The 23,902-nt window shown below is 66.2% G+C and carries 21 protein-coding genes; 8 read left to right on the forward strand and 13 right to left on the reverse strand.

Going from position 1 to position 23,902, the window contains the following annotated elements; translation table 11 throughout:
• Positions 1–49: 49 nt before the first annotated feature.
• The gene (locus ACSQ3O_RS26595) at positions 50–910 is read right to left on the reverse strand and encodes a sulfotransferase family protein (protein ID WP_436141010.1); all 861 of its coding nucleotides are present in this window, start codon (positions 908–910) and stop codon (positions 50–52) included.
• Positions 907–1,452: an adenylyl-sulfate kinase gene (gene cysC / locus ACSQ3O_RS26600; RefSeq protein ID WP_436141011.1), complete on the reverse strand. Its 546-nt coding sequence runs from the start codon at positions 1,450–1,452 to the stop codon at positions 907–909. The genes ACSQ3O_RS26595 and cysC overlap by 4 nt, the downstream gene beginning before the upstream one ends.
• Positions 1,453–1,850: 398 nt before the next feature.
• Here cysC and ACSQ3O_RS26605 point away from each other — a divergent pair, with 398 nt between their 5' ends.
• From ACSQ3O_RS26605 to ACSQ3O_RS26615, 3 genes are all read left to right on the forward strand, one after another.
• Positions 1,851–4,196, forward strand: a complete 2,346-nt coding sequence (locus ACSQ3O_RS26605; protein WP_436141012.1) for an NADP-dependent malic enzyme — start codon at positions 1,851–1,853, stop codon at positions 4,194–4,196.
• 243 nt (positions 4,197–4,439) lie between these two features.
• Positions 4,440–4,850 carry a ribonuclease domain-containing protein gene (locus tag ACSQ3O_RS26610; RefSeq protein WP_137746009.1) on the forward strand — a complete coding sequence of 137 codons (411 nt, stop codon included), beginning with the start codon at positions 4,440–4,442 and terminating at the stop codon, positions 4,848–4,850.
• A gap of 140 nt (positions 4,851–4,990) precedes the next feature.
• Entirely contained in the window at positions 4,991–5,416 is a 426-nt protein-coding gene (locus ACSQ3O_RS26615) for a barstar family protein (RefSeq protein ID WP_063461487.1), read from the forward strand.
• A gap of 469 nt (positions 5,417–5,885) precedes the next feature.
• Here ACSQ3O_RS26615 and rsmA read toward each other — a convergent pair whose 3' ends face one another.
• The 3 genes from rsmA to ACSQ3O_RS26630 all read right to left on the reverse strand — a co-directional run bounded on the left by rsmA (position 5,886) and on the right by ACSQ3O_RS26630 (position 10,568).
• The gene (rsmA, locus tag ACSQ3O_RS26620; RefSeq protein WP_137746008.1) at positions 5,886–6,665 is read right to left on the reverse strand and encodes a 16S rRNA (adenine(1518)-N(6)/adenine(1519)-N(6))-dimethyltransferase RsmA; all 780 of its coding nucleotides are present in this window, start codon (positions 6,663–6,665) and stop codon (positions 5,886–5,888) included.
• Between the two features lie 65 nt (positions 6,666–6,730).
• On the reverse strand, positions 6,731–8,149 hold the full coding sequence (locus ACSQ3O_RS26625) for a peptidylprolyl isomerase (protein WP_436141013.1): 1,419 nt from the start codon (positions 8,147–8,149) through the stop codon (positions 6,731–6,733).
• Positions 8,150–8,153: 4 nt separating this feature from the next.
• Entirely contained in the window at positions 8,154–10,568 is a 2,415-nt protein-coding gene (locus ACSQ3O_RS26630) for an LPS-assembly protein LptD (protein ID WP_436141014.1), read from the reverse strand.
• A 119-nt stretch (positions 10,569–10,687) separates the two neighbouring features.
• Here ACSQ3O_RS26630 and ACSQ3O_RS26635 point away from each other — a divergent pair, with 119 nt between their 5' ends.
• The 3 genes from ACSQ3O_RS26635 to ACSQ3O_RS26645 all read left to right on the forward strand — a co-directional run bounded on the left by ACSQ3O_RS26635 (position 10,688) and on the right by ACSQ3O_RS26645 (position 13,912).
• Positions 10,688–11,830, forward strand: a complete 1,143-nt coding sequence (locus tag ACSQ3O_RS26635) for an aminoglycoside phosphotransferase family protein (protein WP_436141015.1) — start codon at positions 10,688–10,690, stop codon at positions 11,828–11,830.
• A 91-nt stretch (positions 11,831–11,921) separates the two neighbouring features.
• A complete protein-coding gene (locus ACSQ3O_RS26640; RefSeq protein WP_436141016.1) occupies positions 11,922–12,662 on the forward strand; it encodes a 16S rRNA (uracil(1498)-N(3))-methyltransferase in 741 nt (246 codons plus the stop codon).
• An 86-nt stretch (positions 12,663–12,748) separates the two neighbouring features.
• The gene (locus ACSQ3O_RS26645; RefSeq protein ID WP_436141017.1) at positions 12,749–13,912 is read left to right on the forward strand and encodes a diguanylate cyclase; all 1,164 of its coding nucleotides are present in this window, start codon (positions 12,749–12,751) and stop codon (positions 13,910–13,912) included.
• Here the strand turns inward: ACSQ3O_RS26645 and ACSQ3O_RS26650 are convergent.
• Positions 13,896–14,456, reverse strand: coding sequence for a DUF3617 domain-containing protein (locus tag ACSQ3O_RS26650; RefSeq protein WP_436141018.1), 561 nt, complete (start codon positions 14,454–14,456; stop codon positions 13,896–13,898). The genes ACSQ3O_RS26645 and ACSQ3O_RS26650 overlap by 17 nt on opposite strands.
• Before the next feature lie 120 nt (positions 14,457–14,576).
• Positions 14,577–15,875, reverse strand: coding sequence for an acyl-CoA dehydrogenase family protein (locus ACSQ3O_RS26655; protein ID WP_436141019.1), 1,299 nt, complete (start codon positions 15,873–15,875; stop codon positions 14,577–14,579).
• A gap of 187 nt (positions 15,876–16,062) precedes the next feature.
• On the opposite strand from ACSQ3O_RS26655, the gene ACSQ3O_RS26660 reads away from it, so the two are divergent.
• On the forward strand, positions 16,063–16,794 hold the full coding sequence (locus ACSQ3O_RS26660) for an SOS response-associated peptidase (protein ID WP_436141020.1): 732 nt from the start codon (positions 16,063–16,065) through the stop codon (positions 16,792–16,794).
• Positions 16,795–16,825: 31 nt separating this feature from the next.
• Here ACSQ3O_RS26660 and ACSQ3O_RS26665 read toward each other — a convergent pair whose 3' ends face one another.
• Together ACSQ3O_RS26665 and ACSQ3O_RS26670 are read right to left on the reverse strand one after the other, a co-directional pair.
• Complete coding sequence (locus ACSQ3O_RS26665; protein WP_436141021.1) at positions 16,826–18,085, reverse strand: branched-chain amino acid ABC transporter substrate-binding protein; 1,260 nt, start codon at positions 18,083–18,085, stop codon at positions 16,826–16,828.
• A 73-nt stretch (positions 18,086–18,158) separates the two neighbouring features.
• Complete coding sequence (locus ACSQ3O_RS26670; protein ID WP_436141022.1) at positions 18,159–19,799, reverse strand: long-chain-fatty-acid--CoA ligase; 1,641 nt, start codon at positions 19,797–19,799, stop codon at positions 18,159–18,161.
• A gap of 265 nt (positions 19,800–20,064) precedes the next feature.
• On the opposite strand from ACSQ3O_RS26670, the gene ACSQ3O_RS26675 reads away from it, so the two are divergent.
• Positions 20,065–20,640 (forward strand): HNH endonuclease, encoded by a 576-nt coding sequence (locus tag ACSQ3O_RS26675; protein WP_436141023.1) that lies wholly within the window; start codon positions 20,065–20,067, stop codon positions 20,638–20,640.
• A gap of 116 nt (positions 20,641–20,756) precedes the next feature.
• Here ACSQ3O_RS26675 and ubiD read toward each other — a convergent pair whose 3' ends face one another.
• From ubiD to ubiT, 4 genes are all read right to left on the reverse strand, one after another.
• Complete coding sequence (ubiD, locus tag ACSQ3O_RS26680) at positions 20,757–22,244, reverse strand: 4-hydroxy-3-polyprenylbenzoate decarboxylase (RefSeq protein ID WP_436141024.1); 1,488 nt, start codon at positions 22,242–22,244, stop codon at positions 20,757–20,759.
• Between the two features lie 78 nt (positions 22,245–22,322).
• Positions 22,323–22,907 carry a UbiX family flavin prenyltransferase gene (locus tag ACSQ3O_RS26685; RefSeq protein WP_436141025.1) on the reverse strand — a complete coding sequence of 195 codons (585 nt, stop codon included), beginning with the start codon at positions 22,905–22,907 and terminating at the stop codon, positions 22,323–22,325.
• Positions 22,900–23,307, reverse strand: a complete 408-nt coding sequence (locus tag ACSQ3O_RS26690; RefSeq protein ID WP_436141026.1) for a putative zinc-binding protein — start codon at positions 23,305–23,307, stop codon at positions 22,900–22,902. Before ACSQ3O_RS26690 ends, ACSQ3O_RS26685 begins: the two co-directional genes overlap by 8 nt.
• A complete protein-coding gene (ubiT, locus tag ACSQ3O_RS26695; RefSeq protein ID WP_436141027.1) occupies positions 23,304–23,861 on the reverse strand; it encodes a ubiquinone anaerobic biosynthesis accessory factor UbiT in 558 nt (185 codons plus the stop codon). The genes ACSQ3O_RS26690 and ubiT overlap by 4 nt, the downstream gene beginning before the upstream one ends.
• Positions 23,862–23,902 lie beyond the last annotated feature (41 nt).

The following is a 23,902-nucleotide window of genomic DNA, read 5'->3' on the forward strand; positions in this document are numbered from 1 at the left end:
CTTCTGCGCCTGTCAGCATTGCAAAATTAGCTATCAATATTGAAGCAAATCAATGGCTCTCTGTTGAAGCGGCGGGTTTGGCTGTGATCACATTGGCCCTGCTATGGGCCTGGTCCTGCCAGAACGACAGCTTGCTGTATTGCTCGAACAGGTCTGGCGGAAGGATGCTCTCGCGCCGCTGCAGCCCCACCTGCGGGCGCACCTGGTGCAAGCCGTGCAAGCCCAGCGCTTCATCAAACTCCGGTGCGTCGTATTTCACGTGCTCAAAGTTGTGCGTGTACTCGGGCTCGCCCAGGAACTGGTAGATCAGGGGCAGCACTTTCTGCGGCGCCTGTGCCAGCAGGTCGTAGTCCACCAAAAGCAGTGAGCTGGCATGTTCTCCGTAGAACGCTTCTTTCAGCGCCGTCCAGGGGTAGCCCACCATGCGGTTGCGCTGGGCCAAGGTCTCCACGCGGCTGTAGACGGTGTTGCGCTCGGTGTCGTCGCTGAACAGGCGGGTGATTTCGTAGGGGTTGGCGCGGTATCTGCGTTCTATGCTGTCCATCACCCAGGCCACGTTGCGCACGCAGGCAATCAGTTTGGCCCCCGGAAAGAGGTCCATGAGGGCAGGCATTTGCGCGCTCCACATGCGGTTGGTGTCAAAGATGACTTCTTTTTCGCCCACCTGGTCTGCGTAGTAGCTGTCAAACAGCCCCCGCGACAGCCGCCTGCGTTGCTCTTTGGTGACCACCGGCCCAAATTCGCTGCCCGCACCCAGTTGGTTGAGCATGTTGCGAAACAGTCCACCCACCGGGCTGGTCATGCCTGCGTGACAGCGTGGGTTCTGCAGCAGCAGTGCTGACAACAGGGTGGAGCCCGATCGGGGCAGGCCTGTGATGAAGTGGTAGCGCAATGCTTGTGGTGTGTTCATGTGGATTGTTCTGCTATCGCGCTCCAGCCATTGAGCATCTGCTGCACGGCCTGCTCCACATGGATCACGCTGGTGTCCAGGCGAAGCGCTGGTGCCACAGGCACCTCGTAGCTCGCCTGTATACCGGTCATCTGTGTCAACTGGTTGGCCCGCGCCTTGGCATACAGCCCCTTGGGGTCTCGCTGCTCGCATACGGCCAGGGGCGTGCTCACATGGATTTCCTTGCACCGGTCTGCACCTATCGCGGAGTACGCTGCGGCACGTGCAGCCGAGGCAGGAGAAACCATGGCAACTATGGCGTGAATGGCATTGGCGTTGAGCATCTGCGCAAGGTGTGCTGCACGGCGCACGTTTTCTGCGCGACTGGCTTCGTCAAACCCCAGGTCTTTGCACAGCCCCATGCGCAGTTCATCGCCATCGATCACACATGCAGCCTCGCCGCGCAGCCGCAAGCTCTGCGCCAGAGCCTGGGCGAGGGTGGTCTTTCCTGAGCCCGGCAGACCCGTGAGCCACCAGGTGGTGGCCTTTTCTGGTTTCTTCATAAAAAGGGGCACTCAGCATTCCTGCGGGTTCAGCAGGTATAGCGTTGGGGCACTCACAGCCCTGGCCTCAATGGATTAACAATTTGTAGACCATGGGTTTTAACCAATGCCCCCTCTGTTGTCACTCTTTATTTCTCCGGGAAATCGTGATCCGTAAATACAACACGCCGGCATTGATCAATGCCTTCATCGTGGGAGATCCGGAACAGGTGCCCAGGTGCCGCAAGAAAAGTCACAACACCTGCACCCACATAAGCAGATTCGCTTACTAGGGTTTTTACGGCCCGCCCCCTACAATCGCAGACCCTTACAAAGCTGACAGCCCGCTGCAGCCCCACTGCGGCACGGTTTTTTTGCTCCCATCCTGACTGACTGATTGACTGCGCTGGAGACACTGAATGCCCGAGAACACCACGGCCGAGAACAACAACAGCCATTCCGACAAACGCGCCCAGTTGCGCCGTGCCGCTCTCGAGTACCACGAGTTTCCCAAGCCGGGCAAGCTGGCGATTGCTGCCACCAAGCAGATGATCAACCAGCACGATCTCGCGCTGGCCTACTCGCCCGGTGTGGCAGCCCCTTGTGAAGAGATCGTCAAGGACCCGGCCAACGCCTTCCGCTACACCTCGCGCGGCAACCTGGTGGCCGTGATCTCCAACGGCACCGCGGTGCTGGGCTTGGGCGACATTGGCGCGCTGGCCTCCAAGCCGGTGATGGAAGGCAAGGCCGTTCTGTTCAAGAAGTTCGCCGGTGTGGACGTGTTCGACATCGAGATCGATGAAAAGGACCCCGCCAAGCTGGTGGAAGTGATCGCCGCGCTGGAGCCGACCTTCGGCGCCATCAACCTCGAAGACATCAAGGCCCCGGATTGCTTCTATGTGGAGCGCGAGCTGCGCAAGCGCATGAAGATACCGGTCTTCCACGACGACCAGCACGGCACGGCCATCACGGTGGCGGCCGCCATCGTCAACGCGCTCAAGGTTGCCAACAAGAAGATCGAGGACGTGAAGCTCGTGACCAGCGGCGCGGGCGCAGCGGCCCTGGCATGCCTGAACCTGCTGCTCAAGGTGGGCGTTCAGCGCAAAAACGTGTTCGTCACCGACCTGGCCGGTGTGGTCTATGAGGGCCGCGAAGAGTTGATGGACGACGACAAGCGCCAGTTCATGCAGAAAACCGACGCGCGCAAGCTGGCCGAGGTGATGGTCGGCGCCGACGTGTTCCTGGGCCTGTCGGCCGGCAACGTGCTCAAGCCCGAAATGGTGGCCACCATGGCCGAGCGCCCGGTGATCTTTGCCCTGGCGAACCCCAACCCCGAGATCACGCCTGAGCTGGCGCACAGCGTGCGCAGCGACATCATCATGGCCACGGGCCGTTCGGACTACCCCAATCAGGTGAACAACGTCCTGTGCTTCCCGTACATCTTCCGGGGCGCGCTGGACTGCGGTGCCACCACCATCACCGATGAGATGGAAATTGCCGCTGTGCACGCGATTGCCGAGCTGGCCCAGGCCGAGCAGAGCGAAGTGGTGGCAGCCGCCTACGTGGGCGAGAAGCTCACCTTTGGCCCCGAATACCTGATCCCCAAGCCGTTCGACCCACGCCTGATGATGAAGATCGCCCCAGCCGTGGCCCAGGCGGCCATGGACAGTGGTGTGGCGCAGCGCCCCATCACCGACATGGATGCGTACCGCGACCGGCTGCAGACCTTTGTGTATGCCTCGGGCACGACGATGAAGCCCATCTTCGACGCGGCCCGCAATGCGGCCAAGAAGCGTGTGGCCTACGCCGAGGGTGAGGAAGAACGCGTGCTGCGCGCCGCGCAGATCGTGGTGGATGAGCGCGTGGCCCGCCCCACGCTGATCGGCCGTCCGGCCATCATTGCCCAGCGCATCGAAAAGTTTGGCCTGCGCCTGAAGGAAGGCGTGGACTATGACGTGGTCAACACCGACTTCGACCACCGCTACAACGACTTCTGGCAAACCTACCACCGCATGACGGAGCGCAAGGGCATCACCCAGCAGGTAGCCAAGATCGAGATGCGCCGCCGCCTCACGCTGATCGGCGCGATGATGCTGCACAAGGGCGAGGTGGACGGCCTGATCTGCGGCACCTGGGGCACCACGGCCAACCACCTGCTCTACATTGACCAGGTGATTGGCAAACACGCGGGCGGCGCCGACAGCACCGCGCAGGACGTGCCGGTGTATGCCTGCATGAACGGCCTGATGCTGCCGGGCCGCCAGGTGTTCCTGGTAGATACGCATGTGAACTACGACCCCACGCCCCAGGAGCTGGCCGAGATCACCGCCCTGGCTGCCGAGGAAATGATGCGCTTTGGCATCAAGCCCAAGGCCGCGCTGCTGTCGCACTCCAACTTTGGCACCAGCAACCACCCCAGCGCCGTGAAGATGCGCCAGACCCTGGAGCTGCTGCGCCAGCAGGCCCCCTGGCTGGAAGTGGACGGCGAAATGCACGGCGATGTGGCACTGGACGGCAAGGCGCGCGCGGCCCTCATGCCCAGCAGTGAACTCACGGGCGATGCCAATCTGCTCGTGTTCCCCAACATTGATGCCGCCAACATTGCCTACAACCTGCTCAAGACCGCAGCCGGTGGCGGCATTGCGATTGGCCCCGTGCTGCTGGGTGCAGCCAAGCCGGTCCACATCCTGACACCCAGCGCCACGGTGCGCCGGATTGTCAATATGACAGCCTTGACGGTGGCCGACGCCAACGTTTCAAGATAAGCCACAAATCGGTAGCAAGTGCTAACTTAATGCACTTGTACAACCCTTCAGCGTCTGCCCAATCTTTGTGCAGACGCTTGCTTTTTGGGGGCCGTTGAGCGACACTAGCGGCTCGAAATTTCGGGTTAACCCGTAGGTTTCTGGACGCTGGACTTATGCAAACAAGGGGGCATGAAGCGCGTTGTTAGAGGACAGGCGATCTGCCTGTTCCCGAATTGCATAAGTCGTGTGAAAGGTTCGTTGATGTTGAAGGCTGTAGCCACCCGGGCGCGCAAAGCAGGGTTTTTGTGTGTTCTGGGTGTTGCGTTCGTGTTGTCTCCGGTCGTGGGGCAGGCACGGAACTCCCCGTCCACTGACGGCGCCATCCCCCCCATCGCATTGGCCGAGTTGCCGCCCCAAGGGCGCGCCACTTATGCGCTGATCCTTGAAGGAGGGCCCTTTCCGTATGACAAGGACGGAACAGTTTTCGGCAACCGCGAGCGGCTGTTGCCCGCCCACAAGCGGGGCTACTACCGCGAGTACACCGTCAGAACACCAGGATCGCGCAACCGGGGAGCCCGGCGCATCGTGTGTGGTGGCAAGCAACCCCGGACGCCGGACGCCTGCTACTACACCAGCGATCACTACGCCAGTTTTCGCGAAATCGTCGAGTGACCCCCGTTGCGCTGCACGCAGGCCAGAGATACGCTGGCAGCGGTCAGCGCGCCCCCTTGAATCCCCCACCCGCAGGCTGCATCCCGCAGCCCTGCGGAGAGCCAGAAGTTTGTGGACTTTATAAAGAAAGAGTAGCGGAGATGCAGACGCCACTTCGTAAAGACCTGGAAACGCCACTGCGTGGCGTGCGCACCAACATCGTGCAATCCATTCGCGCCTTCCGCGTGCAGGATTTGCAGGATGCGGCCACCTCCATGGGTCACCATTTCTTGTACGCCAATCTGGCCCACGCGCAGTCCAAGCAGGATGTGCTGGACCTGATCGCAGCACAGTTCACCTTTCCGTCGCACTTCGGCAAGAACTTCGATGCGCTGTACGACTGCATGACGGACCCCTTGCACAAATCGGGCCCGCAGCCCGGGTTCATCGTGGTGCTGGAACAGATCCCCGCCACGGCCAAGTTCGACAAGGAAGCGCGCGAGCAGCTGCTCGACATCTTCCGCGATGCGGCCGACTACTGGGGCGATCGCAAGATCCCGTTCCGGTGTTTCTATTCTTTTCTGTAGCCCGTTCTGCATCCACCAGCCAAGCAGAACGGGCGAACGAGGCTACGGATGCCCAAGAGGTGAAGGGCATCGAAATCTCCGCAGAATCCGCCGAAAAGATGCCAACCGACAAGCTCGTGGACGTGTCGCCCATGGCGTTGCGCATGAGCAGCCCGTTCAATGCGGGTTACTGGCTCAGCGCCGCCTGAATTCGGCACATCCCCCTGAGGCGCTTTGCGCCTTTCCCCTTCTCTCGAATTGCTACGCAATTCGGGAAGGAGGAGGACACCAGCGCGGCGGGGTGGCCCTTGCGCGGTGTCACTGGCCTGGGCCGTGCCAGTTGCCACTGGCAGTGGAGAAATGAGGCGCCGAAGCTGCAAGCGCGACGCCATCCCATCGCAGGCGGGGGGCAACATCGCCCGATACGTCCCCATATCCATGGCCAATATGGTGTCTTGCGCGCGTCCAGCAAGCACCAACAGCTATCAATTTAAGAGCAAACTTGCGCCAGCGCCACGTATTCGGCCACGGGCACTTCTTCGGCGCGACGTTGGGTGTCGAAGTTGCCGGAGAACTGGCGGGCTTCGAGCCAGCGGCCCAGGGTGTGGCGCAGCAGCTTGCGGCGCTGGCTGAAGGCGACCTGCACCAGTTCTTCGAGCACGGGCACCGACAGCGGCGCGGGCTCGGCGTGGGGCACCATGCGCACCACGGCGCTGTCCACGCGCGGGGGCGGGTCGAAACTCTCGGGCGGCACGAAGAGCACGTTCTCCATCGCATAGCGCCACTGCAGCATCACCGACAGGCGGCCGTAGTCGCCCGTGGCGGGGCTGGCCACCATGCGGTCGATCACCTCTTTTTGCAGCATGAAGTGCTGGTCTTCGATGACCTGCACATGCGCGAGCAGGTGGAACAGGATGGGTGTCGAGATGTTGTAGGGCAGGTTGCCCACCACGCGCAATCGAAGGCCGGGCTGCGCGGCCTTCTCGCGCATCGCCTGCGCCAGCGCCGTGAAGTCCACCTTGAGCACGTCGGACTCGATCACATCGAGCTGGCCATGCAGCCGCAGGCGCAGTGCTAGGTCGCGGTCCAGCTCGATGACGGTGAGGCGCCCCAGGCGCTCCACCAGGGGCTGGGTGAGGGCGGCCAGGCCGGGGCCGATCTCGACCATGGGCTGGCCCGGCTGCGGAGCAATGGCCGACACGATGCCATCAATGATGCCGTGGTCGGACAGGAAATGCTGCCCGAAGCGCTTGCGGGGGATGTGTTTCAACGCGGCCTTGCCTGTCTTGTCACGGAAGTGGGGGATGGGTGAGCTGCTGCCAATGCTGCTGATGCTTACTGAGGCGGATCGCGGTATTCAACGTAGGCTCGGCCGCGCAGCTCCTGCGCCCAGGTGGCATAGGCTTCGTCGAGTTTCTTCTCACGCACGGTGCCACGCGCCATATCGCGCTGTTCGCGCTGGGTCAGCTTGGCCTCGCGGCGCTCCAGCAGCTGGACCAGGTGCACACCAAAACGCGACACCAGCGGCTCGCTGACTTCACCGGGCTTGAGGGTGTCCAGTGCCTGCTCAAACTCGGGCACATACCGGCCCGGGTTGGCCCAGCCCAGGTCGCCGCCGTCCTTGGCGCTGCCGTCTTGCGAATGTTCACGCGCCAGGGCCGCAAAGTCGGCCTGGCCTGCAAGCACGCGGCGGCGGTAGTCGGCCAGGCGGGCGACCGCAGCGGTCTCGGACAACTGGGGGCCAGTGCGCAGCAGAATGTGGCGGGCGTGGTTCTGCACCACCGTGGCAGGCATGCCCGCCGTGACCCGCTCCACCACCTTGAGCACGTGGAAGCCCGCCGGGGACCGCACGGGGCCCACGATGGAGCCCACGGGCAGGCCGAGTGTGGAGTTCACGAACAGCTCCGGGTACCGGTCGGCCGGGCGCAGGCCCAGCAGGCCCCCCGCACGCTGGCCCTCGGCCGCATCCGAAAACTCGCGCGCCACGGCGGCAAAGTCTTCGCCGGCCCGCACCTTGTCGGCCGCGCGCTGGGCCCGTGCCCGGCGCTCGGCCACCTGCACGGGGCTGGCGTTCTCGGGCACCAGCACCAGCACATGGCCCAGGTTGATTTCCATGGCGGAAGGGTCTGCGCCCTTCTGTTCCTCACGCAGGAACTGGTCCACGTCCATGTCGGACACCTTGACCCGTGCTTCCACCTCGCGTTCACGCAGACGCTGCTGCAGCAGCTGGTTGCGCAGTTCTTCGCGAAAGCGTTCACGGCTCATGCCGTCGCGGGCCAGGCGCGCGTACAGCTGCTCCACGGTCATGTCGTTCTGGCGGGCCACACCTTGTTCGGCCTGCGCCACCGCCACATCGTCCACCTTGATGCCGGATTCGCGCGCCTGCTGGAGCTGCACCTTCTCCAGGATGATACGTTCCAGCACCTCGCGCGCGAGCAGGTCGCGCGGGGGCATGGCGCCGCCCTGCTTGGCCAGCTGGGCTTCGGCCCGGGCCAGACGCGAACGCACTTCGTAGTTGGTCACGGGCTCGGAATTGACCACCGCCACGATGAAATCGGCCGAGCGGGGCGCCGCGCCCACACCAGGCTCTGGCAGCGTGATCGACGGTGTGGCCGGGGGGCGCGCCGAGGGCGCGGACAGGCCACTCTTGCCGGACGGAGACGCACCCGACGGGCGCAGCCCCTGCGCCGCAGCGCCTTGCAGGCTCATGGAGGCCAGGGTGGCGAGGGCCAGTGCAAAAACTCGGTGATTCATGGCGTTAGTCGTAGTTGCTGAAGCGGCTGGGCGTAGAGACCTGCTCGCGCAGGTTCTGGTAGCGCGGCACGTTGTTCTTGAAGGTTTCCAGCGGGCTGGAGCCCAGGCTGAGGCGGGAGAATCCCACAAACTCGATCTGGAACAGCAGGCGCGTGTTGGACGTGGTCACGCTGCTTTGCAAGCGCTCCAGCACCACGCGGCCAATCCAGCAGCAGCTGTCGTATTCAAAGCCCACCACGGTGTCCACCAGCTTGCGGTCCTGCAAGCTGTAGTTGAGGCGGCCCACGCTGTACCAGCGCCCGCCGCCCTGGCCCCGGCCCGCGCCCAGGTCCTTGCCCTTGTCGCCCCACAGGTCGTTGAGCGGCCACTGCCAGCCGATGTCGATCTGCTCGCTGGTGCCGCGCTGCAGGCGGTAGGCCGCACTCACGGTGCGGTAGTTGCCGGGGCTGTAGCGCGCGCCGATGGTCGAGCGGATGGAGCGGCCCGTCTTGGGGTTGTACTGCACGGTGGAGTCAAAGCCCCACTGCGGCGTCCAGGTGATGCCCGCGCCCAGCAGCAGGTCGGACAGGCGCTCGCTGACCGGTGCCACGCCCGGCAGGGTGACCTTCTGGTCCGAAAAACGCAGGCGCTGGGCGATGCCGAACCGTGCGGCCTCGGCACCCGTGTTCGGGTCCAGCAGCCGCGTGGTCACGCCCAGGGTGAGCAGGTTGTTGTCCGCCAGCCGGTCGTTGCCGCCAAACGCGTTCTCGGTGTAGACGGTGGCAAAGTTGAAGTCGTTGGCCGCCGTGTCGTACACCGGCAGGCGGCTTTGGTCACGGTAGGGCGTATAGGTGTAGAACGCGCGCGGCTCCAGCGTCTGCAGGAAGGCACGGCCAAAGTAGGCCGCATCGCGCTCGAATACCAGGCCGCTGTCCAGACTGAAGGTGGGCAGGGTGCGGCTGGCCGAGCGGTCGCCGTTGGACAAGGGGCTGTCGAACTGGTACGTGGTGGTGTGCAGCTGCAGGCGCGGCGTGATGAACCCACCAGGCGCAAGAAACGGCCGGCTGATCTGCGCCATGGCATAGCTGCGGTCGGCATTGGGCTGGCCCGTGAGGGCGCGCGCGGCCTGGAAGCGTGTGGTGTCAAGCTCCACGCTGGCATCCAGCCCGCCGCCCAGTTGCGACGGGGCATAACGCCACTGCAGCTGGGGCATGCGGTCATAGGGCGGAACGATGGGCGCGTTCACGTCCTGCAGCGTCTGCCACTTCAGGGTGCGGATCCGGGCGCTCATGTCGTTGCGCGCCCAGGACAACGTAGCGTCGCCGGGCAGCAGGCGCTGGCGCAGCGGCTCGGAGGCCCGGCCAAAGTCGCGCCAGTAGTTGTCGTCGCTCACGCGGTTGATGTTGAGGTTCAGCCCCAGGCCACCGATGCCGGTGTCAAACGCGCCTTGGTGCTGGCCTGAAAAGCTCCAGCGCATGCGGTCCCGCAAGCGGTCAGAGGGCATCACATCCCCGCTGATCTGGCCTGAGTACGTGGGTTCCAGGTAGCGAAACTCGCCGCCCAGGTTGGCGCCCCGCTTGGTCATGAGTGCGGCACGCAGCGTGGCGTCACGGTTGGGGGCGATGTTCCAGTAATAGGGCTGGATGTAGGCCACGCCGTCCCGGCTGTCGAGGCCGATGGTGGGCGGCAGCAGGCCCGATTTGCGCTTGTCCGACAGCGGGAAGGTGATGTAGGGGATGGGCAGCACCGGGACGCCCTTGAACTCCAGCACGGCATCCTCGGCCGTGCCCACTTCTTCCTCGTTGTCCAGGCGCAGCGTGCCCGCGCGCAGCACCCAGTCGGGCTCCCAGCTCTCTTCGTTGCCGCGCTCGCAGGTGGTGTAGGTGGCGTTGTGCACCACGGCCCGGTAGCGGTCGATGAAGTCCACGCGCGTGGCGTCGCCGTGCGCCTGCGTGGCCAGGAACTTGTAGCGCGCGTCGCTGAAGAAGCCTTCAAAGGCGTCTACGCGCAGCTCCAGCGCCGTGCCCTCGTACACATTGCCCGCACGGTTGATGCGCACCTTGCCGTTGGCCTTGGCCAGGTCTTCGGGCACGTTGTAGTCCAGCCGGTCGGCATGGATCACGGTGTCGCCCCGGCGCAACTCGGCGTTGCCCTCGATCACCGCATTCAGGTCCGTCTGGCCGCTGATATGGTCGCCCTTCACAAACACGGGCAACTGGGGGCGCACGGCGTCCGGGATCTTCTCTTGCAGCAGGGGCGAGGTGCGCAGCGCAGGCGGGGCATCCCAGGCGCTGGGCGCCGGGCCCTGGGCCAGGGCCGCCAGCGGCCAGCTGCAGCAGGCCAGCGCCACACCATAGGCCAGTGCGCGCGGCACCGGGGCGCACTGGCGCACCGCCTGTGACGTGGCGGGCCGGGACCGGAGGGAAGGGGGGGTCTGCACGGTGGGGGGCTGGCAGCGTGGCACGTGGGGTGGTGGTTCGGGCGGTGGCAGAAGAAGAAGGCCCGCCCCAGGCTCTGCGGGGGCGCGTGCCCAAAGCGGGTTTTAAAATCGGATTATCCATGAGCCACCCCTTCCCCCCATCACCCGCCGGTGCGCCCCTGGGCGCGGCCGCTGCCGCCACCGCCCTGCCCCCCGTGACCTGGCCCGACACCGCCCGCAAAGCGGCCTTCGATGCCTGGCTGGCCCCGCTGGTGGGCGGGCAGCAGCTGCTGCCCGCCACACTGCGCCCCGCCTCGGCCGACGCGAGCTTCCGCCGCTACCTGCGCATCGACACGGCCACGGGCGCCAGCCGCATCGTGATGGATGCCCCGCCCGACAAGGAGAACTGCAAACCCTTTGTGCAGGTGCAGGGCCTGATGGCCGCCGCCGGGCTGAATGTGCCGCAGATCCTGGCGTTTGACGAGCCCACCGGCTTCATGCTGCTGTCCGACCTGGGCCACCAGACCGTGATCGAGCGGCTGAACCCCGACAAGCCCCAGGACGCCTACGCCTGGTACCAGCAGGCCACCGACGTGCTGCTGGACTGGCAGAAAGCCTCCACCCTCGGCGTGCTGCCCGCCTACGATGAGGCCCTGTTGCGCCGCGAGCTGGCGCTGTTCCCCGACTGGTACCTCGCCAAGCACCGCGCCGTCACACTGGACGACCAACAGCAGGTCACGCTGAAAAGCGCCTTTGACGCCATCGTGGCGCACAACCTGGCAGCACCCCAGGTCTATGTGCACCGCGACTTCATGACCCGCAACCTGATGGCGCCGATTGAAACAGGCGCGCCCCTGGGCGTGCTGGACTTCCAGGACGCGGTCTACGGCCCCATCACCTACGACATTGCCAGCCTGCTGCGCGACGCGTTCATCAGCTGGGAAGAAGAATTCATCATCGACATTACCGTGCGCTACTGGGAGAAGGCGCGCAAGGTCGGGCTGCTGGGCGCCACCAGCGCCAGCGGCTGGGGCGATGACTTTGGCGAGTTCTACCGCGCGGTGGAATGGATGGGCCTGCAGCGCCACCTCAAGGTCGCGGGCATTTTTGCGCGCCTGACGCTGCGCGACGGCAAGCCCAAGTACCTGGCCGACGCGCCCCGGTTCATGGCCTACATCCGCGCCACCGCCAACCGCTACCGCCAGCTGGGCCCGCTGCTCAAGATGCTCGACCAGATCGAAGGCACCGAGCCCGTTGTGGGCTTTGCCTATGGCCGCATGTAGGCAGGCAACACTGCCCAACAGCCAAAATTCAAGCCCAAACAGCCCTCTGCGCTCGACCATAAAGCGCAGATAGCTATCAAATAAATAGCAAATGCCCCGTTTCCACTGCCCTGCACCGCTGGCCACGGGTGCCGAAATCGAACTGCCCCCCGGCGCCGCGCGCCATGTGCAGGTGCTGCGCCAGCAGCCCGGCGATGCGCTGACGCTCTTCAACGGTGACGGGGGCGAGTTCGACGCCACCGTGCTGAAGATGGGCCGCAGCGACGTGTGGGTGCAGGTGGGCGCCCACCACGCCACCGAGCGCGAAGCGCCACGCGCCGTGCACCTGCTCGCCGGCATCACCGCCAACGAGCGCATGGACTGGCTCGTAGAAAAAGCCACCGAACTCGGCGTGGCCAGCATCACCCCGCTGGTGGCCGAGCGCAGCGTGCTCAAGCTCAAGGGCGAGCGCGCCGACAAGAAAATCGCCCACTGGCAGGCCGTGGCCGTGGCCGCCTGCGAACAATGTGGCCGCAACCGCGTGCCCGTGGTGCACCCCGCCATCGACCTGACGGGCTGGGTGCGCGCGCAGGCCCCTGCGGCCACCGCGTCCGGCGAGGCCGGGGCGGCGCAGCGCCTGCTGCTGTCGCTGCGCACGGGCACCCTGCCGCTGCAGCAGGCGGCAGCCCCGGCCGGGCCGGTGCTGTTCCTCTCGGGCCCCGAAGGCGGGCTCAGCAGTGCCGAAGAGGACCTGGCCCTGCAACACGGCTTTGCCCCCGTCACGCTGGGCGCCCGCGTGCTGCGCGCCGAAACCGCGCCACTGGCGGCCCTGGCGGCGCTCACACTGTTATAGGGATGTACGCGCAGCCCCCTGCGGCCTAAAATGCGCGATCGGCCGCGCCCCGCGCCTAGCCCCACCCTCTGGCAGGAGCCCCCACCTTGCGCCCACCTTCCCGCTGGCAGCGCCTCAGGGACGTGATCCTCTCCACCGATCCCCGGCGGCGCACGCTGGTGGGGATGGCGCTACTGGCCCTGCTTCTGATGGCCGCCAGCGCAGGTGTGATGCTGCTGGTGGCGCATGCCAGCGCTGCCCTCAACCCCACTGCCGTGCACTGGTGGGCCGCCCTCTCAGTGGGCGGGCTGGCCGTGATGACGGCCTTCATCCGGTCTGGCGCCACGCTTGCTCTGCGCGACCCCTCGCTCACCCTGCCGCAGATGGCCTGGACCATCACCAGCGGCGCCGTGGCCTATGTGCTGGCGGGCGAGGCGCGCGGGCTGGTGCCCAGCGTGCTGGCCATGATCCTGTTCTTTGGCACCTTCGGCCTCACGGTGGCCGAGGTGATCGGCATCGGCATCTATGCGCTGGTGGCCTTTGGCTGCGCGATTGGCGTGAGTTCGCGCCTGAGCGCCAACGCCTCGGGCTACCTCGACACGGCCTATGCCCTCATGGTCGTGATCGTGCTCGGGGGCTGTGTGGCGCTGAACCTGCGCATCCACCGCATCCGCGCGCGGCTGCAGCAGCAGCGCGAGGCCCTGGCGCAGGCGCTGGACATCAACCGCGAGCTGGCCACACGCGATGAGCTGACCGGGCTCATCAACCGCCGCGCCATGCTCGACCTGATGGAGCTGGAACACCGCCGCAGCCTGCGCAACGGCCGCCCGATGCTGCTCGTGCAGCTCGACATCGACCACTTCAAGCCCATCAACGACCAGCACGGCCATGCCACGGGCGACCGTGCACTGCAGGCCTTTGCGGGCACCGTGCGCGCCCATGTGCGCGACACCGATGTGCTGGCCCGCTGGGGCGGCGAGGAGTTTGTGCTGATGCTGTGCGACACCCAGCTGGACGACGCACGCGAGCTGCTCGAACGCGTGCGGCTGGCGGTGGAGGCGCTGGAGATCCCCCACGCCACCGGCTCGCTGCGCCTGACCGTGTCAGCAGGCCTGGCCCTGCATCTGCCGGGCGACACCGTGGTGCACACGCTGGAGCGCGCCGACCAGGCGCTCTACACCGCCAAGGCCCTGGGGCGCAACCGGTGGGTGGTGGCGCCCAATGGCCCCCAGCGGCCAGCTGGAGCAGGCCCGCTCAACGCACGGGTTTGAGCGCGCCGCAGTCGGCGGCCAGCCACTTGCCGGTCTGCGCCATGTCGAGCTGGTCGGGCTTGCCGTTGGTGGTGGTTGTGACCTTGAACTGGCCCGTGTAGGCCGTGGGGCCGTTGAAAGTCATGGCGCCCTCGCCCGTGGTGGGCGGCTGGCCCTGCGCGCCCTTGCAGCTGAAGCGCATGGCCACGGCGTTCGGCCCGGTGCGATTCACGGTCTGTGTGCAGCCCTCCTGCGGCGGGATGCGGTCCAGGTCGGCCTGCTCGGGGCTGATGCACACCTTCACCGTGCTGGTGTTGCCCCCGGGGCCCATGGCCACACCCTGCTGCGCCAGCATCTGCTCCATCTGCTTGCGCTGCGCGGGCGTCATGCTGGCCATGGACTTCTGCATCTGCGCCATGGCGGCCTCCATCTGGCCGCTCTGGCTTTTCATCACCACGCTGTGCTCCCAGAGGCCGGGGCGCAACTTCTGCACCTGGGCATGGGCGGGCGCCAGCGCGCCGGTCAAAAACAGGGCCGTGGTCAGGGCGAGGGCGGGCTGGCGCATGGTGGCTTCCAGAGTGGGAACAAGGTGACCAGTATCTCCAAGCCGCCCCGCGCTGCCAAGTGGGGGCAGACCGGGCAACCTTGTCTGCCTGCGCGGTGCCGCCTGCATGCGCGAGGCCTGTCACGCGCTCAGGTGTGGCGGCGCGCGCAGCTGCTCGGGCGTGGTGAACCAGGCGGCCGATTCGCCCAGCCCTGCGCGCGCCCGCGCCAGCTCATGCCGCGCCACGGTGCGCAGGTGCACTTCGTCGGGCCCGTCCATCAGCCTCAGTGCGCGGCCCCAGGTCCAGAAGGCCGCCAGCGGCGTGTCGGGCGACAGGCCCATGGCGCCGAAGACCTGCATGGCGCGGTCCACCACGCGCTGCTGCAGGCGCGCCGCCACCACCTTGATGGCGGCGACCTGGGCACGCACGGCGCGCGCGTCTGCCGCGTCGCCCTGGTCCAGCAGCCAGGCCGCGTGCAGCACCAGCAGGCGCGCCTGGTCGATCTCGATGCGCGACTCGGCCAGCCATTCCTGCACATTGGCCTGCTCGGCCAGCGGCTTGCCAAACGCCGTGCGCTCCAGCGCGCGTTCGGTCGCCAGGGAGAGCGCCAGCTCGCACTGGCCGATGGTGCGCATGCAGTGGTGCACACGGCCCGGCCCCAGGCGTGCCTGCGCCATCGCAAACCCTGCGCCCCAGTCGCCCAGCAGGTGGTCCGCAGGCACGCGCACGCTGCGCAGCAGAATCTCGCAATGCCCCTCGGGCGCGTGGTGGTGCAGCACGGGGATGTTGCGCACGATCTGCACACCCGGCATGTCTACAGGCACCAGCACCATGCTGTGGCAGTGGTGGCTGCCGGTCTGGTCGGCATTTTCGGCATCCGCATTGCGGCACAGCACGATGAGCAGCTTGCAATGCGGGTGCGCCGCGCCGGTGATGAACCACTTGCGGCCGCTGAGCACCAGGTCATCGCCCTCGCGCCGCACTGTGGTCTGCAAGTTGGTGGGGTCGGACGAGGCCACATCGGGCTCGCTCATCGCAAAGGCCGAGCGCAGCTGTCCGTGCAGCAACGGCACCAGCCAGCGGGTGCGCTGGGCGGGTGTGGCAAAGCGGTGCAGCAGCTCGATGTTGCCGGTGTCTGGCGCCTGGCAGTTGAACACCTCGGCCGCCCAGGGCAGGCGGCCCATGGCCTCGGCCAGCGGCGCGTAGTCAAGGTTGTTCAGGCGCGTGCCCGGCTCGTCCTCGCGCAGCGTGGGCAAGAAGAGGTTCCACAAACCCTCCTCACGCGCCAGCGCCTTGAGGTCTTCGACAAACGGCGGCGGGTAGTCGCCCGCAGCCACGGCCGCGTGCCAGGCGGCGTTGTAAGGCAGCAGGTAGCGGTCCATGAACGCGGTCAGGCGTTCATGCAGTTCACGGGCCAGGGGCGAAGGTGCAAAGTCCATGCGGCCATTGTCAAAACCGCGCCCGCCCCCGTCACAACGCAGGCGACAAGCGGCTTGACGCACATCAGGGCCGTAGCAGTGCGGGGAGGTCGATAACTACATTTTTCATAGCTAAAAACCTTTACTGGATGCGCGGAAACGCCGATTTTTATTCACAAACCCAGCCGCCAACCGCTACCATCGCCCCATGGCCACCCACTACGAAACCCTGCACCCCGCCGACCGCTACCAAGAGGCCTTTGCGGTGGAGCCGCCCCCCACCCCACTGGAACGCCACCTCCGCCCGCGCAAGCCCGGGGCCTGCATCGTGCCCGCCACCAGCGCTGCCGCCCTGGGTGCGACGCCGCCCGGGCCAGCGGACGATGCGAGCAGCGCCCCGGCAACGCGCCTGCTGGTGCCCGCGCAATGGGGCCTGGTGCCACACTGGGTCAAGTCCGCATCCGACGCCAAGCTGCGCGCGCCCAAGCTGACCCACGCCAAGGCCGACCTGGCCTCCACCGGCACCGCGTTCCGCGATGCGTGGCTGAACGGCCAGCGCTGCATCGTGCCCATGGCAGCCTTTTTTGAAGACGACTGGCGCACCGGCAAGGCCGTGCCCACCCGCATCGCCCGCGTGGACGGCAAACCCCTGGGCGTGGCGGGCCTGTGGGCGCGCTGGCAGGGCGCCGACGGCGAGGTGATCGTGAGCTACTGCCTGCTCACCGTGAACGCCAACAACCACGCGCTGCTGCACCGCTACGGCCCACCGGGCAGCGAGAAGAACATGCCCGCCATCCTGAACGAGGGCGCCTACGACGCCTGGCTGTCCGCACGCCCCGACAAGGCCAAGGAGTTTCTGCGCCAGTACGCCGCGCAGTCGCTGCTGGCCAACCCGGTGGAGAAGAAGGCGGACAAGGTGCCCAAGGGGTGGCTGGACTGAAGGCAGTCCCCGCCACCCGCCATGCGTCCGCTCAGGATGGCCGCTTCATCTGGCAGGACGTGGGCTGGGCGCTGATGTAGTTGTCCCACGCCACTTCGGAGCGGAAGCCGTAGCCGGTCTTCTCGGCGTCGTACTTCACACCCTTGCTGCCCTGCTTGGCCCAGATACCCAGGTACAGCGGCGCTTCGAGCTGGTGGTCGGTCTTGCGCATGCGCACCTCGCCCATGGGGCTCTTGTAGGTCATGTTTTCCAACGCGAAGGCCACCTTCTTGGGGTCGGTGGACTGGGCCTTGCGCATGGCATCGCGCAGCATGTGCATGCTGTTCCAGTGGGCCGCAAACACAAAGTCGTCGCCCGTCTTCTTCTTGTAGTCCACGTAGATCTTTTCCAGCTCGGGGGTGGGCGCGTTGTGCACCCAGTTCCAGATCACACCGACCTTGCCCTCGCCCCAGGGCCCGATCTGCGCAGGCGTGCCGGGGTTGTTGGCGTTGAGCGTGAAGTAGTTGATGTTCAGGCCGTAGTCGCGCGAGGACTTGAACAGCAGCGTGAGGTCGCTGCCCCAGTTGGAGGTGATGACGGTGTCGGCCTTGGCGGCCGCGATCTTGGCCACGTACGAAGCGAAGTCGCGCGTCTGCGCGATGGGGATGAAGTCATCACCCACGACCTCGATGTCCGGCCGCTTGCGGGCCAGGTATTCTTTGGCGGCCTTGGAGACCTGGCGGCCGTGGGTGTAGTCCTGGTTGAGCAGGTACACGCGCTTCACATCCTTGCGGCCCTGCAGGTAGGTGGTCAGTGCTTCCATCTTCATCTCGCTCGACGGATAGAAGCGGAAGTGCCAGAAGCTGCAGCGGTCGTTGGTGAGCTGCGGGTCCATGGCGGCGTAGTTCAGGTACACCGTCGCGCGCTCGGGGTCGCGCTCGGCGAGCTTGTTGAGCGCATCCACCAGCGCAAGCGCCACGCCCGAGCCGCCGCCCTGGGTGATGTAGCGCACGCCCCGGTCGGTGGCGGCCTTCAGCGCGTTCAGGCTCTCCTGCGGCGTGCCCTTGTTGTCGAAGTCCATCACCTCAAACTTGGGCTCGTTGGGCCCGGCCTTGGCGTTGACCTGCGCCACCACCTCGCGCAGCTGGTTCAGCGAGCTTTGGCCGGTGAGCGCGAAGGGGCCGGACAGCAGGTCGATGAAGCCGATCTTCACCGTCTCGGCCGCCCCGGCGTGCGCCGCCATCACCAGCGCTGCGGCGCATGCGCCGACCTTCAACCAATGGCGTGGCCATTTCCTGGGAACCATGTTCATGTGTGTCTCCGTGGGGTGGGTGAGTGGGAACGAAAGGAAAGCCAAAACCGAAAACCGTCAGCGCGCTGCGGTGTCATTCGCCGCCGAACACCGCGCCATGGCGTTGCCGCAACTCGTTTTTCTGGACCTTGCCGGTGCCGCCCAGCGGCAGGCTTTCGACAAACAGCACGTCGTCGGGCAGCCACCACTTGGCAACCCGCTCTGCGAGGAAGTCCAGAATCTGCGCCTTGTCCAGCACCTGCCCGGGCTTGCGCACGATGAAGAGCAGCGGGCGCTCGTCCCACTTGGGGTGCTTGACGCCGATGACCGCCGCCATGGCCACCGCCGGGTGCGCCACCGCGGCGTTCTCCAGGTCGATGGAGCTGATCCACTCGCCGCCCGACTTGATCACGTCCTTGGTGCGGTCGCGGATCTGTACCACGCCCTGCGGGTTGATGGTGGCGATGTCGCCCGTGGGGAACCAGCCATCGACCAGCGCCGAGCGCTCGGCCTTGTGGTAACGGTCCACGATCCACTGGCCGCGCACCATCAGCTCGCCCTGCGCCACGCCGTCGCGCGGCAGGCTGGCGCCGTTTTCATCCACCAGTTTGAGCTCGATGCCAAACACCGACTTGCCCTGCTTGGCCACCAGCGCATGGCGGTCTTCGGGCGGCAGCTCGGCGTCGGCAGCGCCCAGCACGCTCATGGTGGCGATGGCCGTGGTCTCGGTCATGCCCCAGCCGTGGCGCACCTCCACGTCGTACACGTCGTTGAACTTGGCGATCAGCGCCTTGGGCATGGCCGAACCGCCCACGCCCGTGCGCCGCATGGTGCTAAAGCGCAGCCCGTGCTGCTCCACATGCTGGATCAGGCCCATCCAGATCGTGGGCACGCCCGCGCTGACGGTGACGCGCTCGGTCTCCATCAGCTCGTACAGGCTGGCCGCATCCAGGCGCGGGCCGGGCAGCACCAGCTTGGCGCCGCCGATCAGCGCCGCATAGGGCAGGCACCAGGCGTTGATGTGGAACATGGGCACCACGGGCAGGATTGTCTCCCGCGCGCTGATGCTGAGCACGCCCGGCATGCAGGCCGACAGGGCGCTGAGCACCAGCGCCCGGTGCGAATACAGCACGCCCTTGGGGTTGCCGGTGGTGCCCGACGTGTAGCACAGCGCCGCGCCGGACTTTTCATCGCACGCGGGCCAGATGAAGCGGTCGTTCTGGCCGGCTACCAGCGTCTCGTACGCCTCGACGCCGGTGACTCCTTGCAGGTCGATGGAACCCAGCGTGTCGGCATCACACAGCGCCACCCAGTGCCTTACGCGGGGGCACGACGCCGCAATGGCGCGCACCAGCGGCGCAAAGGTGGTGTCGAACAGCACCACCTCGTCGTCGGCGTGGTTGACGATGTAGGCCAGCTGCTCGGGGTGCAGGCGCGGGTTGCAGGTGTGCATGACCATGCCGCTGCCCGACACGGCGTAGTACGCCTCCAGATGGCGGTGGTTGTTCCAGGCCAGCGACCCCACCACGCTGCCGGGGCGCAGGCCCAGCGCCTGCAGCGCATTGGCGAGCTGCCGGGCCCGCTGGGCCATGTCGGCAAAGCGGTAACGGTGCAGGCGGCCATCGGTGTCGCGCGAGACGATCCGCTGATCGCCGTACTGGTTCTCGCCATGCTCAAGAATGGCCGAAACCAGTAATGGCCGGTCCATCATGCTGCCGGGCTGGTGCTGCTGCATTGCCGTTGTCTCCTAGGGATGTGCGCCTTGATGCATCGCGGCATCCGAGGGGTGCCGGTGCAGAGCCCTCTTTACCGGGGCGGGTACATCGTCGCAAACAACGCGGGGCGGGCTTGTCTTTTGCGCGACTCGTCCAGCCAATCCGGGAAGGGCGCCGAGCGGCAAGGTGCTGTCGCGGCCCCACGCTGCAGTCCGCACGGTACAGTTTGCCTCGCAGGTTTATGGGATTTATCCGGTGCAGGTAGCCACGGCGGAAGGAAGCGCGATGAGCCGAAATAGTTTGGAAAAGTATCCAGGGCAACGCAATAAAGAAAAGCGTGAGCTATTCGGTCGATACCAACTTCGCGTAATTGAAAACCTGTACAAGCGGCGGTTCTTTGAGCACTTTGACAATCGCTGCTTCAAGTGCGGAATGCCAGAAAAGGTTAAACAGGAAGTCGGTTCTCCTCCAAACCTGTGTATGGACCATCATCTTTCAATGGCTCTTGGCGGGCACCTAACTCCTGGCAACCTTGTATCCCTATGCCGAAAATGCAACGGATTAAAGCTCGATAGAGCTCCGGCGGACTTCTACACGCAAGAGGAACTGGCGCGCCTTCAGCCACTACTCGACGCTCAAAATTACCTCTTTGCCTTTTCTTTTGACAGGGATCAGTGGACTCGCGACAGAGAAACTTACCTGCTCGCGGTCGGCGTAGATCAAGACGTCGTGCATGCGGCGCTTAATGACGAGGACTTTGTTGGATACGTAGGCAAAGAAGAGAAGCAGATTGGCATCACCATCACCATCACCATTGACGATGCGTTGCTCCCGCAGATTCTTGAAAACAGACAGAAGTGATGATGTCGAGCGAACAAGATTTGCTTGATTGATCGTTCAAGTGAGGGGCAGTTCTGCACGCGCCTTCCTGGACAAGCTTGGACCGACAAGTCGCGTGGTGCCGCAAAAAATTTCCGTCAAAGCGCTAACCCCTTAAACAGCGCCTCCACCCGCTTCACCACTCCCTCATCCATCCGCATCGGACGCCCCCACTCCCGCTGCGTCTCCCCCGGCCATTTGTTCGTGGCATCCATGCCCATCTTGCTGCCCAGGCCGCTCACGGGCGAGGCGAAGTCCAGGTAGTCGATGGGTGTGTGCTCCACCAGCAGGGTGTCGCGGGCAGGGTCCATGCGGGTGGTGATAGCCCAGATCACGTCCTTCCAGTCGCGCACGTCCACATCGGCATCCACCACCACGATGAACTTGGTGTACATGAACTGGCGCAGGTGGCTCCACACGCCCATCATCACGCGCCGGGCGTGGCCTGCGTAGGCCTTGCGGATGCTGACCACCGCTAGCCGATAGCTGCAGCCTTCGGGCGGGAGGTAGAAATCCACGATCTCGGGGAACTGCTTTTGCAGCAGCGGGATGAACAGCTCGTTCATCGCCAGGCCCAGCACGGCGGGTTCGTCGGGCGGTTTGCCGGTGTAGGTGCTGTGGTAGATCGCGTCGCGCCGCAGCGTGATGCGGTCCACGGTGAGCACGGGGAACTCGGCGCATTCGTTGTAGTAGCCCGTGTGGTCGCCGTAGGGGCCTTCCAGCGCGTGCTGCCAGCCGCTTGGGTGATTGGCATCGGGCTGGATGTGGCCTTCGAGCACGATCTCTGCCGTGGCAGGCACCTGCAGCGGCACGCCGAGCGCGGGTGTGACCTCGGTGCGGGCACCGCGCAGCAAGCCCGCAAACTGGTACTCGCTCAAGCTGTCGGGCACGGGCGTGACGGCGCCCAGCAGCGTGGCGGGGTCCGCACCCAGGGCCACGGCCACGGGGTAGGGCTGGCCGGGGTGCTGGGCGCAGTGGTCGGCAAAGTCCAGCGCGCCGCCGCGGTGCGCCAGCCAGCGCACGATGACCTGGTTGCGCGAGAGCACCTGCTGGCGGTAGATGCCCAGGTTCTGCCGGGCCTTGCGCGGGCCGCGCGTGATGGTCAGGCCCCAGGTGATGAGCGGGGCCACGTCGCCGGGCCAGCAGTGCTGCACGGGCAGGCGGTCGAGATGAACGTCGGGGCCTTCCCACACCTCCTGCTGGCAAGGCGCGCCGCGCGCCACGGTGTGCGGCGCCATGTTCCACAGGGTCTTGAGCAGCTGGCCCATGCCCAGCATGTCCTTAAAGCCTTTGGGGGCCTCGGGCTCTTTCAGCGTGGCGAGCAGCTCGCCCAGGGCGCGCACACCGCGCAAGTCGGGCACACCCATGGCGCGGGCCACGCGGGCGGGTGTGCCGAACAGGTTGGTGAGCACCGGCATGTGGTGGCCCGTGGGCTGCTCGAACAGCAGCGCGGGCCCTCCGGCGCGCAGCACGCGGTCGCTGAGTGCAGTCATCTCCAGGTGGGGCGAGACGCTTTCGCCCACGCGGCGCAGGTCGCCCGTGGCTTCGAGCTGGGCCATGAAGTCGCGCAGGTCGCGGTAGGCCATATTAGTTATCAGAACATGAACAAAAAAGGCCGTTTGCGCGCGTCCATCATGCGCAAATAGCTATCAATACAATAGCAATCAATCCAATCCCTGCCAGCGAGGCATCAGGCTGTGCTCCACGCCGATCAGGTCCAGCACACGTGCCACGCTGGTGTCCACCACCTCGCCCACTGTCTGCGGGCGCAGATAGAAGGCGGGCAGCGGCGGGCAGACGATGCCGCCCATCTCGGTCACTACCACCATGTTGCGCAGGTGGGTGAGGTGCAGCGGCGACTCGCGCACCATCAGCACCAGGCGGCGGCGCTCCTTGAGCGCCACGTCGGCCGCGCGCGTGAGCAGGTTGTCGGCCAGGCCATGCGCAATGGCAGCCAGCGTGCGCATGGAGCAGGGCGCGACCACCATGGCGTGGCACTGGAACGAGCCGCTGGCAATGGTTGCGCCGACGTTGGCTACGTCGTGCACGCGGTGCGCCAGGGCCTCCACAGCGGGGCGGTCCATGTCCAGCTCGTGCTGCAGGTTCCGCCAGCCTGCGTCCGAGACGACCAGGTGGGTCTCGATGCCGCTCTGGCCCTGCAGCACCTGCAAGAGGCGCGCGCCGTACACGGCGCCGCTGGCGCCCGAGATGGCGACGATGACGCGGCGCAGGGAGGCGGACTCAGCCATGGGACACCCCTTCAGCAGCCGAGGCACGCAGCGGCTCGGCCAGCTGGTCGGCCTCGACCTGCTCCAGCACCAGCGCGGCCTGCACGGGGTCGAAGTCTTCGTGCGCGCGTTTTTTCACGCCGTATTGCTGCAGCTGGTAATGCCGGTCGGCCGCAATGCCGTGGCGGGCGAGGGTGCTTTTGACGCAGACCAGCGGACAGCCGTCGAGCGCGATGATGGGGCGGCCCGAGCGCACAGTCTTCATGAGGTGCGGCACATCGCCGCCCACCCCGGCGATGCACGACATCTCGGCCACGCCGCGCCGGTCGAGCTGCAGCGCCACGTGGTTGGCCAGCTGCGCGGCGCTGGAGCAGCCGGAGCAGGAATACACCAGGGGATGGTCGGGGTGCGCGCCGCTCATGGCCGCACCCTCCGGCCCACACGGCGGGCCAGTGCGCCCAGCACTGCGTGCGGGGCCAGCCTGCGCAGCGCGCCGCCGGGCTGCAGCCACTGGCGCGGGTCGAGCACGGGGGTGTCGAGCGCGTCCAGCGCGTTCTTCACAGCCAGGCCCAGCTCGGTGTCGCCCTCCATGGCCAGGCGGCGGCAGAAGAACAGGGTGTCGGGGTCCTGCTTGCGCTGGGCCAGCCACAGAAAGTCCTGTGCGCTGGCGCGCAGCGTGAGGTCGGGCTCCGCAGGGGTGGCATGCAGGGGCGCGAAGCGCTGCCCGTCCCAGCCAAAGTCCAGCGCCACGCGCGCATCGCGCACGGCCATGCGCAGGCGCCGCCCGCGCAGCAGGGCCAGCACATCGGCAGGCAGATGCGGGGCCAGCACCAGGTTGAGCCCCACGGCCAGCGCGGCCGCGCCCGGCCAGGCTGGCAGGCGCGACAGCACGGCGCCCACGGGCGCGGGCAGGGTGAAGGGCTGCGCGGTGGGCGCAGCCGACGGGGCAGCGGAAAAGGGGCTCTCTGCAGTCATGGGGAGAAGTTCTGGGTGGTGGGTGGTGCGTGGGCAGGAGT

The sequence above is a fragment of the Acidovorax sp. LjRoot74 genome (assembly GCF_964254355.1).
Classification (GTDB): domain Bacteria; phylum Pseudomonadota; class Gammaproteobacteria; order Burkholderiales; family Burkholderiaceae_C; genus Acidovorax.